Consider the following 13,505-nt stretch of genomic DNA (forward strand, 5'->3'; position numbering starts at 1 on the left):
GTGCCCTAAAAATTTATATTATTCTTCCCTTGTATTTTTAGCACTAACAACAATGAATCTTGAGTTAACGTGTGGGTCTATTAATTTAATTTCTCCCCTAGTTTGTACATATCTGTGTGACTGATCTTTGCTCATATCTGAGTAAATGTTCTCCGACACAGTTTGAGTTAGTCCGTAAGCTAATAAAGCGTCTTTTCTAAAGAATGCTGCAACTTTTTTGCCTTCCTTAATTTCATTCTCAGGATAGTCATCGCTGATTAAAATTGGTATTCCCCTATATGTTCTTGCAACTGGGTCATATAGTGTTTTTCTCGCATCAAGAATGTCGGCTTTTCATCTGCGCTCTAAACTTTCCAATGTATCCGGGTGTGTTGCAATAAGGTATTCATTAAGTGCACCATCACCATATTTGCTTATTAACTCTTTACAAATTACTTCAATGTCATCAAATGTAAATAGGCCTTTTCTTTGTGTTTGTCTTTCAGCTTCTTTAGTAAAGCCACCAGTGTATGTATCTTTGTTAAATACTGAAGCTGAATGAGTGAATAACCCTTTGTATAATTCTTTTCTTAACGCCTTTCAAATACCATTTTTGGCATTTTTAATTTGTGCTGCTCAAGCTTCATCACCACGACTTAAGGCATTGCTTTGTGTTAATTCAACAGCATAACGTGTTGGTCTCATTTTTACCTTAAATGTTGCACCGCCAAATTTAGTAGCTTCTTGTCCTTCTTTAATTGCACTAATAGGAGTAGCGTCAGGAATATATACGGCTTTCGCAATTTCATCTAAGCCAGTCAATGCTACGCTTTGTGTGTATTCTGTAAATTCTGGAAAAATTGAGTTAACTTCTTGCAAAATACCAGGCATTGTTACTGTTTCAATTAATGCAAGACCTTTTTTGTCATCAGTTGCATCTAGTGCTCTTTTTTCAAGCTTTTCATAAACTGAGCTATCAATATATTTAATTTCATTTTTTTGCTCATTGCTTAAGTAGTCTAGGCTCTTGTTGTAGTACTTAATTTTTTCGTCATTTGTTAAAGTTTTAGCGCTTGTAATTTTATGTCTTAATTCGATGAATTCTTTGTCGCTTAGTTCATTATTAACAATTGCATTTTCAGGCTTAGCAGTTGCAAAAGTTTTAAGCAATTCATTTCTCGCTTTTCTTTCTTCAATCATCTCTTTTTGTCCGTTCATTAAAATGTCAACTTTTGCAGACAATTCTAAAAGTTCGTTGTTTGTTGTTTGTGTTTCTTGTTGGTTTTCTTGTTTCATAATTTCTCCTTTTCTATTTATTTCAAACTCATTTATTGTGTTGTTCTGGTCTAATGAATAAACCCGGCAAGTATCTTGTGGGAAAAATCCAGAGTGCACAGGGTCTATACTTATAAGTTCCCCTTTTTTATAAACAACTTCATAGTCAACGTCCTTACTGTCTGACTTAATAATTTCACGCTCAGCATTGCTAAAAATAAAACTATTGCTTTCTATTACCCCCTGCTCAACTAATTGCATAACTTTCAAATGCAAAGGGTTAGATTGGTCAATTTTCATTTTGGCATAAATTGTGCTGTTTTCTTTTTCAACAATTAAGGTGTTGTTTGCGGTTGAAGCTAATAAGTGCTCAATGCTTATCTTGTGATCTAAATATGAGTTTATTTTCTTCTTGCTGTTTATAGTTTCATCAAAGGCATCTACTGCAATTTTTTCTCTATATCTTTGCCCTGTTATATCTTTATAAACTGGAGACCAGCTATCTAATTCAATTCGCATTTCCAAGGTTTTGGTTTCTTGATCCTGCTTAATAATAGGATCTTTGCTAAAATAAATTAATTTTTTACTCAATATTTTCTCCTTTCAGCTTAGATAAATCATTGACAGGCGTTAGCGTTCCATTTGCTAACAATTTATCCCCATCAGGATGCTTATCAAAACCAAGCAACTGTCTTATTTCATTGGCTGTAGCATATCCATTATTGATGGCACTTGCTGCAAATTCCTGAATGCTCTTTATGTCAACACTTAATAAATCAATGGTTTTGAATGTTATTTTTTCATCTTTATTTGCTAAAGATAGAGTCAATCTCTGGCATAAATTAATCAATAAAGGCTTGAGTGAATTATCAACATAAGCCCGGTTCAACTCAACAGATGAGTTGTATTTATTAGGATCATCAATGCCTAACTTAGCAGGGGGAATACCTAAGGAAGCTGCGAACTCTCTCCCTAGACTGTTTCTGGTTTGCAAATCTATTTGAGTGTTAATTATGTCAGTGGCCTTCCCTAGTTCTCACCTTTCATCTAATACAACACTTAAAGACCCAGTTTTCTTAGACCGTTCCATCATTTCTTTAAGCATTTCAGAAGCTTGTCGTCTTTGCTCATTGTTGGTTATGTCTTTAACCTTTATGAACATGCTGCTTCGCATATCATTTTTAATGGCATTTATAATGCTTAGCTCATTCTCTTTTATTTTGCTAATTGTTGACTTAAATAAGGTTCTTATATTTAAAGAATCAAAGCCCTGAATCATTTCATATTCAACTCAAATAATTTCATCAGAGTAAATTTCTATTGGCTTATCTTTCTTTACATAGAAATATTTTGCCCCTGATTCATTTTCTACCTTGTTTACATAATAAGGAAAGATGGGCAATAATTCAATTGGGTTGTTAAAGTCATCCTTAACAATTAAAATAGGGCAAGAGCCATACAGTAAAAGGTTCCATATTAATGTTTTTTTAAACTCTCAAGGGGTTTGGCTATTGTTAGGTTTATCATTTAGCAGTTTAGCAATATAAGTGTCCTGGCTGTGCTCAATGTCACCATTCGCTTTTTTTCTTTGTATTGTGAAATTAACCTTGGCAATATCATTAGCAATTAGCTGAACGGCTCTGACCATAAGACCGTACATTAAAAACTCACTCGGGCTTAGTGAGCGCAGTAATTCAGACGTTGAGTAATCATTTAATGAATAACTAAAATCCTGAAAGCGTCCAGCACTCTCAGTTATCTTTTTAGGTTTCTTACGCAAAAAAGAAAAAAATCCCATTCCCCGCCTTTTTTATCACGTTAAAAGGGTCAAGGGGAAGCACACAAGCTTTACTATCTATTTCTTGCTAACTAGAATATATGTATGTTTACATACATAGTATAACGCAAAACTAAACAATGTCATAAATTAATTCAGGTTTATTTGTTAAAGTGTTATGTCTTTCACTTAAAGCATTCAAACAAGCAATAAAGCTGTCAATTCTGCTGTTTGTGCTAAGCTTTTTGATAAACAAGGTCTCTGAGCCTGATGTCGTTGACTTAACATTTACATTTAACATTTGAGAGATTAGCATCTCGTTAAAATCCATAAAATAAATCTCTTTATTCATAAGCTTTTGCTCAAATAATCTAAAAAATGGAGTTAAATAAACACCTTGCTTTACTTCAACGAAGTCGGCGTTATTGAATAAATTACTACCGATTATGTATTGCTTTATTGAATGCTTTTGCCAAGAATCGTGCAATATTTTGTTAATTTTGAAGTCTCTGTTTCATTCAGATAACTTTTTAACAATATGCTCATAATCAATGACTTTTCCCGGGGTGATTGTAAAATACCCTTTATTCACTCAGTCTCTGTATCTAGCTTTATCTGACACTTCCTTTTTGATAATAGATGTCTCAGGGATGAAACCGTGACCAGCAAAGACATAAATGCTTTTATTGTTTTCTAATGGTATTTCTCAATGGATAACGAGTGCAGTCGTGTCAATGTTGCTTGATAAATCAAGGCCAACTAATGCATTTAGATCTTTCAGCGAATTATTTTTTAAAAAGTTCTCAACTATTGGTTGGCAGTGCTCAAGGCTTTCAGTGATTTGGTCAATTGAAAAATAAGCATAAGCAGCGCTTGTTCACATTCCCAATCTTTTAGCTTTAAACTCAGCTTCGGCCTGAGCGTTTGTTATTGCATTAAATTCAGAAACTAAAGCATCAAGACTGACAGTTACATTAAGTCCAGGGTTTGCCTTTGCTCAAAGCTTAGAATCTTGTCAATTCTCGTAATCTTCTTCGTCTAACTCAGCGCAAAAAATAAAAATATTAAAGTTGGGGTGCAAACTCTCGGGGGTCATTATTTGCTCGGTTAAAAAGTTTTTATAGTCCTTTTCCCTGTAATAGCAAACTGAGTTAATGTTGTTCCCTTTTGTGGTGTCATAAACAATAAGCTGATTCTTACGACTTAAGTTGTTACTGCTTTTTGCACTTTCTTGCATAGTGTCGTCTTTGTGCAAATGATACTCGGTAAGAATAACCAAACTAGGGTTTTGCCCTTCTAGTCCAGCTTTATCAAAAGGCAAGGCTTTAATTATTCCTTCCTTTTTTGAAACAATACGCAACGAGTTATAAACACTGAACTTTTTTTGTAGTTTTTTAGAAGCCTTAATGTAATTCAAAGCAATGTCATAAGGTATTTTACTGCTAGCCTTATGCGGGCCGCAAAAATAAACTTCTTGCTTGCCAACCCCTAAAAGTCCCCGTGTAGTTGCTAATGCAATCATTGCTCAAAATGATGACTTTCATTGTTTCCGTGCTTCAACATCAAACACTTCATTTGTGATTAACTTATCCGGCTCATCTTTATAAACTCAACCAAAAACAAAACCAGCAATAAACTTCCTAAAATCAGTAAATATAAACGGCTTCCTTGTTTCGGGAATTATGATGCTATTACTGAAAGCAATTAACCTATCAAGAGTGTCAGTTTTAAAGAAAAAAGGAAAGTCAGGCTCTAAGTTGGAGCGATATAAAAACAGCAAATGCCTGCAACAGGCCATTTTAACGGCCGCAGACGCGATGAAATCATCTTGGAGTACATTTATAGCATACTGAGTGACGAAATCGATTGTAGGGGCGTTTCTGGCTCAATTTAATACCTTTTGCCAATATTCAGAACTTAAAGTTTGCTGTAAATTCATTAAAAGTCGCTTTCTTCATCATCATCTAAAGCAATTCTCTTGAGTTTTTCAATTGATATACTGCTGTCAATATTTGCTCGAATATTCAAAAGTATTTTTTCAAGAATATCTTGGTATTCTGTGTTTTTTGAAACAATGTTGCCTTTATAGTCGAATGTAAAGATGCTGCTGTCGTTTTGAAGTGTGAAATATGTCTCACTTAAATCTGCATACCGGCGGTAAAGCTTGTCCAGGTTTTTAACACTAGATGTGCTTCATCTTTTGGCCATATCATACATATTTAAATTTGCCTGTTCGGTGTTTGTGTTTAGTTCTATGTCTTGCAAAAAAATACTCTCCCTTTCAAGCTCGGCTGTTTCTTTCTCTATTTGCTTTTTTAGGTAGTTAATTTCTGAGCTTAAAACTTCCAATTTTTGGGGCTTTATTTTTTTGCTTCATAATAACTCCATTTTTTTCGCTTTATGTAATCGTGTGAATAAACTGTCGATTGTGTTTAAAGTTAGCTGAATGGTTACAGAGTTAAAGTCAATGCTTGAGTTAATCTTAAGCAATTCGTTTTTCAGGTTTTCTATGACTTCTCTGTTCTCAACTCTAAACATTCTGCTCCTAAAATTGGTCGGTATATTTTAGCATAAAAATTATAAAACAAAAACATTTATTTTTCACACAAAACAAGGCTAAAAATTAAAATTCTAAAAATCTAATATTTTTTTCTATAAAAATGCCTATTTTCCCCCTATTTTTTTTATATTTTTTCAGTTTTCTCATGCATGTGTGTATATGTGTGCATATATGTACGTAGTATATAACTTAAATTATAATTATAATTATATTGCATTAGTTAAAATATTTTTTTAAAAAGTTAAGACAAAATAGGGGGGTACTTAAGACAAAATAGGGGGGTACTTAAGACAAAATAGGGGGGTACTTAAGACAAAATAGGGGGGTACTTAAGACAAAATAGGGGGGTACTTAAGACAGCATAGGAGCAAAAATTTTGTCTTAACTTAGGGGGTGTTTTGTCTTAACTTAGGGGGTGTTTTGTCTTAACTTAGGGGGTGTTTTGTCTTAACTGACCCCCCATTTTGTCTTAACTTAGGGGGTGTTTTGTCTTAACTTTTTAAGCCTGTTATGAGTTTTTTAAAACAAAACTTTTTTTACATTTGTGAAAATTTTCCATAAAAAATACTCGTAAGTAGCAGGTCCGGGGATTTTCCTGTTGCTATAAATTTGCAAAAAATGCACAAAAGAGTAGCGGTCGGGGTTAATGGTCAACTACTTATTTTTTTAGACCCCCCCCTTATTACAACCAAATTTAGTATTACCTACACAAATAATGTATGTGTTCACTATATGCTTAAGTCCTTAAATTTTTAAGCACAAATGCAACAAGGCAATGCACGAGTTGGCAACAAGCCGGCCAGCTACTAAAGAGATAATTCACTCCTGGCTCCATATTTTTTTATTGCGTTATTTTCTAATTTTTCTTTGTGTTTGCATTGTTTTATAATACAATAAAGACAGGCAATAGAGTGCTGAATGAATGGAGAAGTTATGAAAAATAAAGCAATATATTTATACAATTCACAGAATTTAATCTCTGCGTTAGATGAACTAAGAGAAATGGGTCTTATTACTGGACAGTTAACTAAAAATGCATTAATTGAATACATATGAAAAAACTATCCACAAGTTGCTAAGAAGCACAATCTTTAGGTTGATGTTAAGTGTTAAATAAATTCATTAGATTTTGTAAACTTAAAAACTTAGCAACTTCAACAATCCAAAGTTATACATCAATACTAAAAAATGTTTTTGATGTAGAGAATAAGAGCCATATGGAAATAATAAGAAAAATTAGATCCACGAGCTTAGAAGCTTCAAGTCAAGATTTATACCGCAGGGTTTATTGTTTATTTTTACGTTATACGAATCAAATGGATAAATATAAACACACAAAATTACTCAAATTAAAACAGCGCAAGATTGCATTCAAGCCTGTTATTAAAAAAGAAAACATTTACAACTTAACTGCATTCGAATATGATGAACGCAGGAGCTCAATATTTTATAAGTTGGTCATTAGATTTATGTTTGAATCAGGTGTCCGTTTTGGCGAGCTTGAATCACTACAATTCAATGGCACTCATTTATTTGTTAAAGGAAAAGGAAACAAAATTAGGCAAATACTTTATAACCCTGAGACTATTAAAATAATCCAGCACTTTAATTTTGACCTGACTAAGAGCAAAAGAGCAAGTTTAATAAAATATATAAAGCAGATATTTGGGCAGGATTATGCAGCTCATTCGTTAAGACGTAGCTTTGCAACGCATATGCTTAAAGCAGGCGCAATGCCTAAAATGGTGCAGTTACAAATGGGGCATGCAAACATTGAAACAACATTCCACTATCTGCAAATTGATGAGCAGGAGAGCACACAACAATATAATAGATTTATGTTAGCCAGCAACGCATAATGTTGTTGGTTTTTTAATTTTGCTTGCTTTTTGCCACACACTGCATTAAGTTAATAAATATGTCAGCAAAGGACAAAATAAAAAGGGCAATATTGCCCTCACAAATGAATCGCTTATCAATTTTTCTAGTTTAGCGTTTTTACTATAATAGCGGATATAGATGTTGGTTGGAGCTTATGCTGGTGTGCTTTCTCGCCCTATTTGTCAATTAATAAATACAAATATAATAATATAATTTAATGTTAGATGTTGGGCAAAATTAATTACCCAATAATATTATTTACCTTTGTTGCCTTACTTTTAGTATTTTTTGCTTTTTTTTGCTTTCTTTTGCTTTATGTTGTGGTATACTACAATTACAAGGTTTAAAGGTTTCGGAATTGTTCATATATATATATATATCATATGGCTATGGAAACAGAACAAATTAACAATAATCAAAGCAACATTCAACAACCTGTTGCACAAACTAATCCAAACAATAACAATGTCACTGTTATTAGACATGAACATGCTTATGTGGACCACAGCCAGAAAAAATTTATACTAATACTTAGATACACTCTGATTATTGGTGCAGTCTTTGCCTGCTTTATGGCTCCTTATTCAATATACACAGCAATTAAATATTTTAATAATGGAAATTCACAATTTAGTACCGGACAAAAAGCAGGGCTAGTAATTGGTTGCATTGCTATTATGGCTCTTGCTGTCGCAACAGTAGTATTAATGGCACTCACTTTAACAGCAAAGTATATGCATAATATGAAAATTAACGTTGCTGCCTGATGCGTTGCTATACCTTTTTACATATTTATTTTCGTAGCATTTCTAGCATGGATTGGATGAAAAATATTTGCGATTAAAATGGGCACCAAACGTGACATAACAATTAGAGGCGGCTACTAGATTAAAAAAAACAGACTTGTCAAGCAGGTCTGTTTTTTATTGTTTTAGTAAACTAATTATTGTTTTTTAGTTTGTTCAAATGCTTGTATTAGTTCTTCAGCAGTTTTTGCCTTAAACTCTTTATTTCTATCTAATTCTGTTTGTTCTATCATTGCTTGCATTACAGTATTTGACATTTGAGATGATTTATCATCAGTAACCACAGGCTTAGCAACAACTTTGCCGCTTTCAACATTTAGTAATGATTCTAGCGAAAGTTGAGCTGATCTTAGCATATTTAATTTGAAGTAGTCAGGTTCAAATGTAGTCATTAATTCTTCAGATTTTTTGTCCTTCAATTTGCCTTCTAATTCTTTAATTATGCCCTTGATTTTATCATTTGTTGCACTTGTAACAACTGAAGACAATGGCATTATATAGCCAGAAGTTCTTGCAATTGTGTATCAATTATCTTCTTCTTCACCAGAAACCTTGTTCTTACCTGTGTATATTCATTTAAGGAACTTCTTAATTGCCTTATTTACTTTTTCATTCTTTGAATCAATAGCAATTATGCTTGAACCACCTTCATGGAAAATTGAATGTTTTCCGTCCTTAGTTCCTGTAACTTGAGGAAGCATTAATACATCATGTTCGCTTGCATTATTTGTTAAGAATTTAGGGTCATCTTTAATGCTTTGTTCAAAGTATGGGTGAGTCTTAGTAAATTGAGTAATCTTGTTTTGATATGCACCAACAGAAGCTGCAAAACTTATAGCACTTTGGAATCTAAAGATTTGTCATGAACCTCATTCTTTTGTTTGAGTAAACATATATTTCATTGATTGAAATACTTTTTTATCTTTGTCATCCTTGCCAGATGGTGTTTGTTCAACTCTCTTAATTGACTTGTTGTAATCTTCTCATAGTTCTTTGAATTTATTCTTAACATCAGCATCGTCAATTAAGTTATATTTAACATTCTTATCTTTATCAAGTTCGAAGATTGCTTTGTTTTTGTCTTCAATTTTTGCATGCAATTCTTTAAAGAATGTACTTTGTTGGTAGTCAATTGAAAGAACTTCACCTGAAATTGTGTTGTCATTGATTTTGTTTTTTTCAATTTCAACACCTTCAGTAAATTTAGCAGCTAAGTCTCTAATGTCTTTGATAGATTCAAATGTTTTATTGCTTACAGTTAAATCTTGAAATGCCTTTTTTCCATTTGTTTCATTTTTAGCTTTTAAAGCATATCAAACTGATTGTTCTGGTAATTTATTTCCTTTATCTTTTGAATCATAAACTTTCTTGATTATTCCATCAACCTTCTTATCATTTTCTTCAATCTTACCGCCACCAGATTCAATAATTTCAAACATCTTGTGTAGAACTTTAAGGTTTAATTGAAGTGAGTCAGTATCAGCATTATCAAAAGGAATGTTGTAAATTGTTTCTGTTTGGCCTTGGCCTGCTAAAATTGAGTGTAAATCAGCTATATTTTTACTGAATGATTTTTTAGTAATGCCAGTGTCAGATATATCTAATAATTGCTTATTTGGTTAAGAATATATGCACCAGATTGGTCACCTAAAACAATATTTGGCACCTTTTTATTATCTTTAGATTCAATAGCATGAGCAACATTTTTAATTAATTGGTATTCACTATATGTGTTGTGGCCAGGAACTTTAACTTCTTTACCTTTGCTGTCCTTGTATTTAAATTCATCAGCAAATTCAAATCTAATAGTTAAAAAGTCTGAGTCATTTTTAAATGCTTCATTATAGTAACCAATAATTTTTTGCAATGATAGCGATAAAGGTCATCCTTTACCTTGACCTAATCTAAAAACAACTTTTTCTTCTTCTGTGTTCCCACAAGCAACTACTGAAAGTCCTGCTGCTGCTGGTAATAAAATTGCACCAGCTTTAATCAAAATTTTTTTCAAAATAATCTCCCTATTAGCCTGTTTTATGGTATTCTAAATAAATTGAAAAAATATTTAAAATTAGTTGAAACGACTAATTTTTTTAGAAAAAATAAAGTAAATTATCAATGGAATAACAATTGAAATAAATGCCCCTGCTGCTTGTACATTAAGTAAAGCAGCTTGTCTATCTTGACCTAATGTTAGGTACCAAATAGATATATTAGTATAGTTTGTTGAGAATAAAAACTGTGGTCATAAGTAATCATTTCACACTGAAATAAATGAAAAAACAATTAAAAGCATGTAGCCCAGTTTCATCTTTGGCAAATATACATAAATTAATTTATCCATTGGTTTTAAATTGTCATTCAACATTGTCTTATTTTTTTTATCACTAATAGATTTAGCTAAGTTAAAAATGTATGTAAAGTTAAAAAATGAAAATATTGCATTAGTCACAAAAGCAATAGGAGTTTCGTCTAAATTGAAAGTTAGCAAAACTGTTTTTAAGCTTAAAAATATTGAAAACTCAGGTATCAAACTAATAACTAGGAAAAAGTACAAAAATATTTTTTGATACTTTGCACTCATTTTAAGTAGCCCTGCTATTGCTAGTGAGTAAATTATTAGTCTAATTAATATCAAGATCGTTGCAAATAATAATGTCCAACCAAAAGCTCTTAGAAAATTACTCTTAAAAGCAGTTGCAAAATTAACTCAGTTTCACTCTTCAATCACAATAAATGTTCTGTTATTTATTAATGAATTTGTTGACATAAGCGACTGAAGCAATAAGTAGTACAAAGGAAAAAGCATAAGCAAGCATAAAAAGCCAATTAAGAAATATTTAATAATTTCTTTAAATATAACTAATAGCATTCTACCTGGCATATTTCTTGCTCCTTGTCTTTGCAATTAATTTACTTATTTTCCTATAAATAGCCTTAATTGTGCTAATACGCAACAGTTGCAAGATGCACAATAATAAGACTAAATATGAGAAGCTAAAGAAAGCTGAAGCATATCCTTTTTCATATCTTAATGATGGGTTGTTTGTGCCAAATCCAAGGAATTTAATTGTGTAACTAGTTAATGTGTGTGCATAATTAATATCTATATCAAAAGTTGGTTCCAGCAATGCTTGAGGTAAAAGAAGTGTTGAGAAAATAAAGTTGGTAAATAAAATTGAAAACAACACTTTTGAAATTTCTGGCATATATACATATCTAAATTTTTGTAAAATAGTCAATTTATCATTTAACATTAACTTTTTATACTTTAAATCAGCTCTGCTAATAGCTGAAGCAAACAAGATTAAGTTAAATGGTAATGACCTTCATATCTGAAATATAGAATAATACATCCAAATTGGCAACTTTTTATTTGACGAAGCAGTAAAGGTATACTCGCTCTTTCCTAAAATGTAGAAAAACAAATTTTTATTGCCAAAAAACATTGTAAAAGCAATTCCTATTGCAAAGCCTGAAATAAAGAACTGCGAAAACAAAATTGTCAAAAATGCTCTCTGTGTGAATTTAAATATTAAGGAATTCACAACTAGCGCAAAAATTAATGAAAGCACTAATGAGATTCCCGATCCAAAAAACAAGACTAATGTTGAATTTAAAACAGCATTTTTAAAATTTGGATCAGATAAAATGTTGTTATAGTTATTGAAATTATAGTTATATCTAGTCCTATCATGTATGCTAATAGGCGCCTTTAGTGATTTCACAAAGGTGTGTAAAATAGGCACCAAAGTAAAAATTAATATAAATATTAGCAAAGGCAAAAGCATTAATGTTATTTTAGAAACAGTCCAAGCTTTTTGCTTTTTTGATTCAGAATTATGCATAGATTCTGTTGCCTTTTTCATCAAAAACTAAAACATCTTTATTACTAAAAGTAACATCAACTTTTTCGTTAACTTCTAAAGCATTATCTTTTAAAACAATTGTTCAAATGTTGTCTTTATCATACTCAATTTGATAATAAGTTTTGTCTCCAAAATTTTTCTTATTTAAAATTGAGTATTTTCCGTCCTTATTGACACTAACTTTAAGTTTATTTTCCCGAATATAGTGGTGCTTATTGTCTTTTGAATTAATAAAATTAATTTCTGGAGTCCCAATAAACTTAGCAACAAATAAATTATTTGGGCTATCATACATTTTGTCACCACTACTATATTGTTGAACCTTACCATCTTTTAATAAAATGATTTGATCACTTAATTTAAGTGCATCTTGCTGATCATGGGTAACAACAATAATGCTTAAATTAAATTCCTTTTTAATCTTAATTAATCACTCAATTGTTGATTCCTTAATTTTGGCATCAAGCGCTGAAAAAGGTTCATCCATTAGCACCAAATTAGTCTTTTTTATAATACCTTTGGCAAAAGCCACTCTTTGCTTTTGTCCACCAGACAACTTATCAACTCTTTGGTTTAATAAATGATCTATTTCTAGTTTCTTTGCAACATCAGTAATCTCATTTTTGAACAAATTTCTTAAATGAAGCTGATTTAGAATCTTAAACTTATTCTTAATATTTTTGTTGCTTAAGCAACTAAATACTAAGGCTAAGTAAGCAATTTTCTTCTTTAATATTGAATGTTTATTGCTAATAAGACTCTGTTTATAGGCTTCAAATTTTGAAAATAGTTTTTTGTTACTTTCAGCATTAGCATCAAGCATACTAAAAAGACTTTCAAAATATTTTAATCTTGCTGAATCTACTCACTTACTGTAGTTTTTGGCACTTAAGTACACATTGTTAAAAACAGTTGTGTCTTCATAAGTTGAGTTTTCTTGCATTATGTAAGCTATTTCGTAAATTAAGGGCTTATGCTTAATTTCAATAGATCCTTCATTTGGTTTTAAATAGCCTAAAATCAAATTTAGTAATGTCGTCTTTCCACTTCCTGAAGGACCTAGTAAAGAAACAATTTCATTTTCCTGAATTACGAGCTTATCAATATCGACGTTGTACTCCTTCTGTTTTTTATGATATTTGAATTTCAAATCATTGATTTTTATCAATATATCTTCATTATTTAATGTTTCCATACAAGAATAATTTTACTATCAGAATCGACAAAAGTATGTATAAATTAGCGTTATCAGTCACTTTTGCATACTTTTTGTATTTTTTTCTTTTTTAGCATTAAAAGTGAATTTAAAAAAATTAGGACAAATCCTAAACCTTTAATTTCAATTTTTTGTTTTTTTAAAT

The 13,505-nt window shown here is 31.3% G+C and carries 12 protein-coding genes; 3 read left to right on the forward strand and 9 right to left on the reverse strand.

The genetic code is table 4. The annotated features are described in order from the left end of the window. Positions 1–18: 18 nt before the first annotated feature. The 4 genes from MAGB_RS01645 to MAGB_RS01660 all read right to left on the reverse strand — a co-directional run bounded on the left by MAGB_RS01645 (position 19) and on the right by MAGB_RS01660 (position 5,569). Positions 19–1,845 carry an HK97 family phage prohead protease gene (locus tag MAGB_RS01645; RefSeq protein ID WP_235750725.1) on the reverse strand — a complete coding sequence of 609 codons (1,827 nt, stop codon included), beginning with the start codon at positions 1,843–1,845 and terminating at the stop codon, positions 19–21. Then, a complete protein-coding gene (locus tag MAGB_RS01650; RefSeq protein WP_004024080.1) occupies positions 1,838–3,052 on the reverse strand; it encodes a phage portal protein in 1,215 nt (404 codons plus the stop codon). The genes MAGB_RS01645 and MAGB_RS01650 overlap by 8 nt, the downstream gene beginning before the upstream one ends. Positions 3,053–3,164: 112 nt before the next feature. Next, positions 3,165–4,970, reverse strand: coding sequence for a terminase TerL endonuclease subunit (locus MAGB_RS01655; RefSeq protein WP_004024081.1), 1,806 nt, complete (start codon positions 4,968–4,970; stop codon positions 3,165–3,167). After that, on the reverse strand, positions 4,970–5,569 hold the full coding sequence (locus MAGB_RS01660) for a hypothetical protein (RefSeq protein WP_004024082.1): 600 nt from the start codon (positions 5,567–5,569) through the stop codon (positions 4,970–4,972). The genes MAGB_RS01655 and MAGB_RS01660 overlap by 1 nt, the downstream gene beginning before the upstream one ends. A 955-nt stretch (positions 5,570–6,524) precedes the next feature. On the opposite strand from MAGB_RS01660, the gene MAGB_RS04330 reads away from it, so the two are divergent. From MAGB_RS04330 to MAGB_RS01670, 3 genes are all read left to right on the forward strand, one after another. Continuing rightward, positions 6,525–6,686: a hypothetical protein gene (locus MAGB_RS04330; protein WP_004024083.1), complete on the forward strand. Its 162-nt coding sequence runs from the start codon at positions 6,525–6,527 to the stop codon at positions 6,684–6,686. A gap of 122 nt (positions 6,687–6,808) precedes the next feature. Further along, the gene (locus tag MAGB_RS01665) at positions 6,809–7,450 is read left to right on the forward strand and encodes a tyrosine-type recombinase/integrase (protein WP_157767241.1); all 642 of its coding nucleotides are present in this window, start codon (positions 6,809–6,811) and stop codon (positions 7,448–7,450) included. 411 nt (positions 7,451–7,861) lie between these two features. After that, a complete protein-coding gene (locus MAGB_RS01670) occupies positions 7,862–8,359 on the forward strand; it encodes a hypothetical protein (RefSeq protein WP_004024085.1) in 498 nt (165 codons plus the stop codon). Positions 8,360–8,415: 56 nt separating this feature from the next. Here MAGB_RS01670 and MAGB_RS01675 read toward each other — a convergent pair whose 3' ends face one another. From MAGB_RS01675 to MAGB_RS01690, 5 genes are read right to left on the reverse strand one after another with little or no spacing between them, the layout of a single operon-like run. Then, positions 8,416–9,885, reverse strand: coding sequence for a P68 family surface lipoprotein (locus tag MAGB_RS01675; protein WP_420329213.1), 1,470 nt, complete (start codon positions 9,883–9,885; stop codon positions 8,416–8,418). Further along, on the reverse strand, positions 9,879–10,286 hold the full coding sequence (locus MAGB_RS04455; RefSeq protein WP_235750727.1) for a hypothetical protein: 408 nt from the start codon (positions 10,284–10,286) through the stop codon (positions 9,879–9,881). Before MAGB_RS04455 ends, MAGB_RS01675 begins: the two co-directional genes overlap by 7 nt. A 60-nt stretch (positions 10,287–10,346) precedes the next feature. Further along, entirely contained in the window at positions 10,347–11,159 is an 813-nt protein-coding gene (locus tag MAGB_RS01680; protein ID WP_004024086.1) for an ABC transporter permease subunit, read from the reverse strand. Further along, positions 11,149–12,144 (reverse strand): sugar ABC transporter permease, encoded by a 996-nt coding sequence (locus MAGB_RS01685; protein WP_004024087.1) that lies wholly within the window; start codon positions 12,142–12,144, stop codon positions 11,149–11,151. The genes MAGB_RS01680 and MAGB_RS01685 overlap by 11 nt, the downstream gene beginning before the upstream one ends. After that, positions 12,116–13,339, reverse strand: coding sequence for an ABC transporter ATP-binding protein (locus tag MAGB_RS01690; RefSeq protein WP_004024088.1), 1,224 nt, complete (start codon positions 13,337–13,339; stop codon positions 12,116–12,118). Before MAGB_RS01690 ends, MAGB_RS01685 begins: the two co-directional genes overlap by 29 nt. Between the last annotated feature and the right edge of the window lie 166 nt (positions 13,340–13,505).

The organism is Mycoplasmopsis agalactiae 14628, assembly GCF_000266865.1.
Taxonomy (GTDB): Bacteria; Bacillota_I; Bacilli_A; order Mycoplasmatales; family Metamycoplasmataceae; genus Mycoplasmopsis; species Mycoplasmopsis agalactiae_A.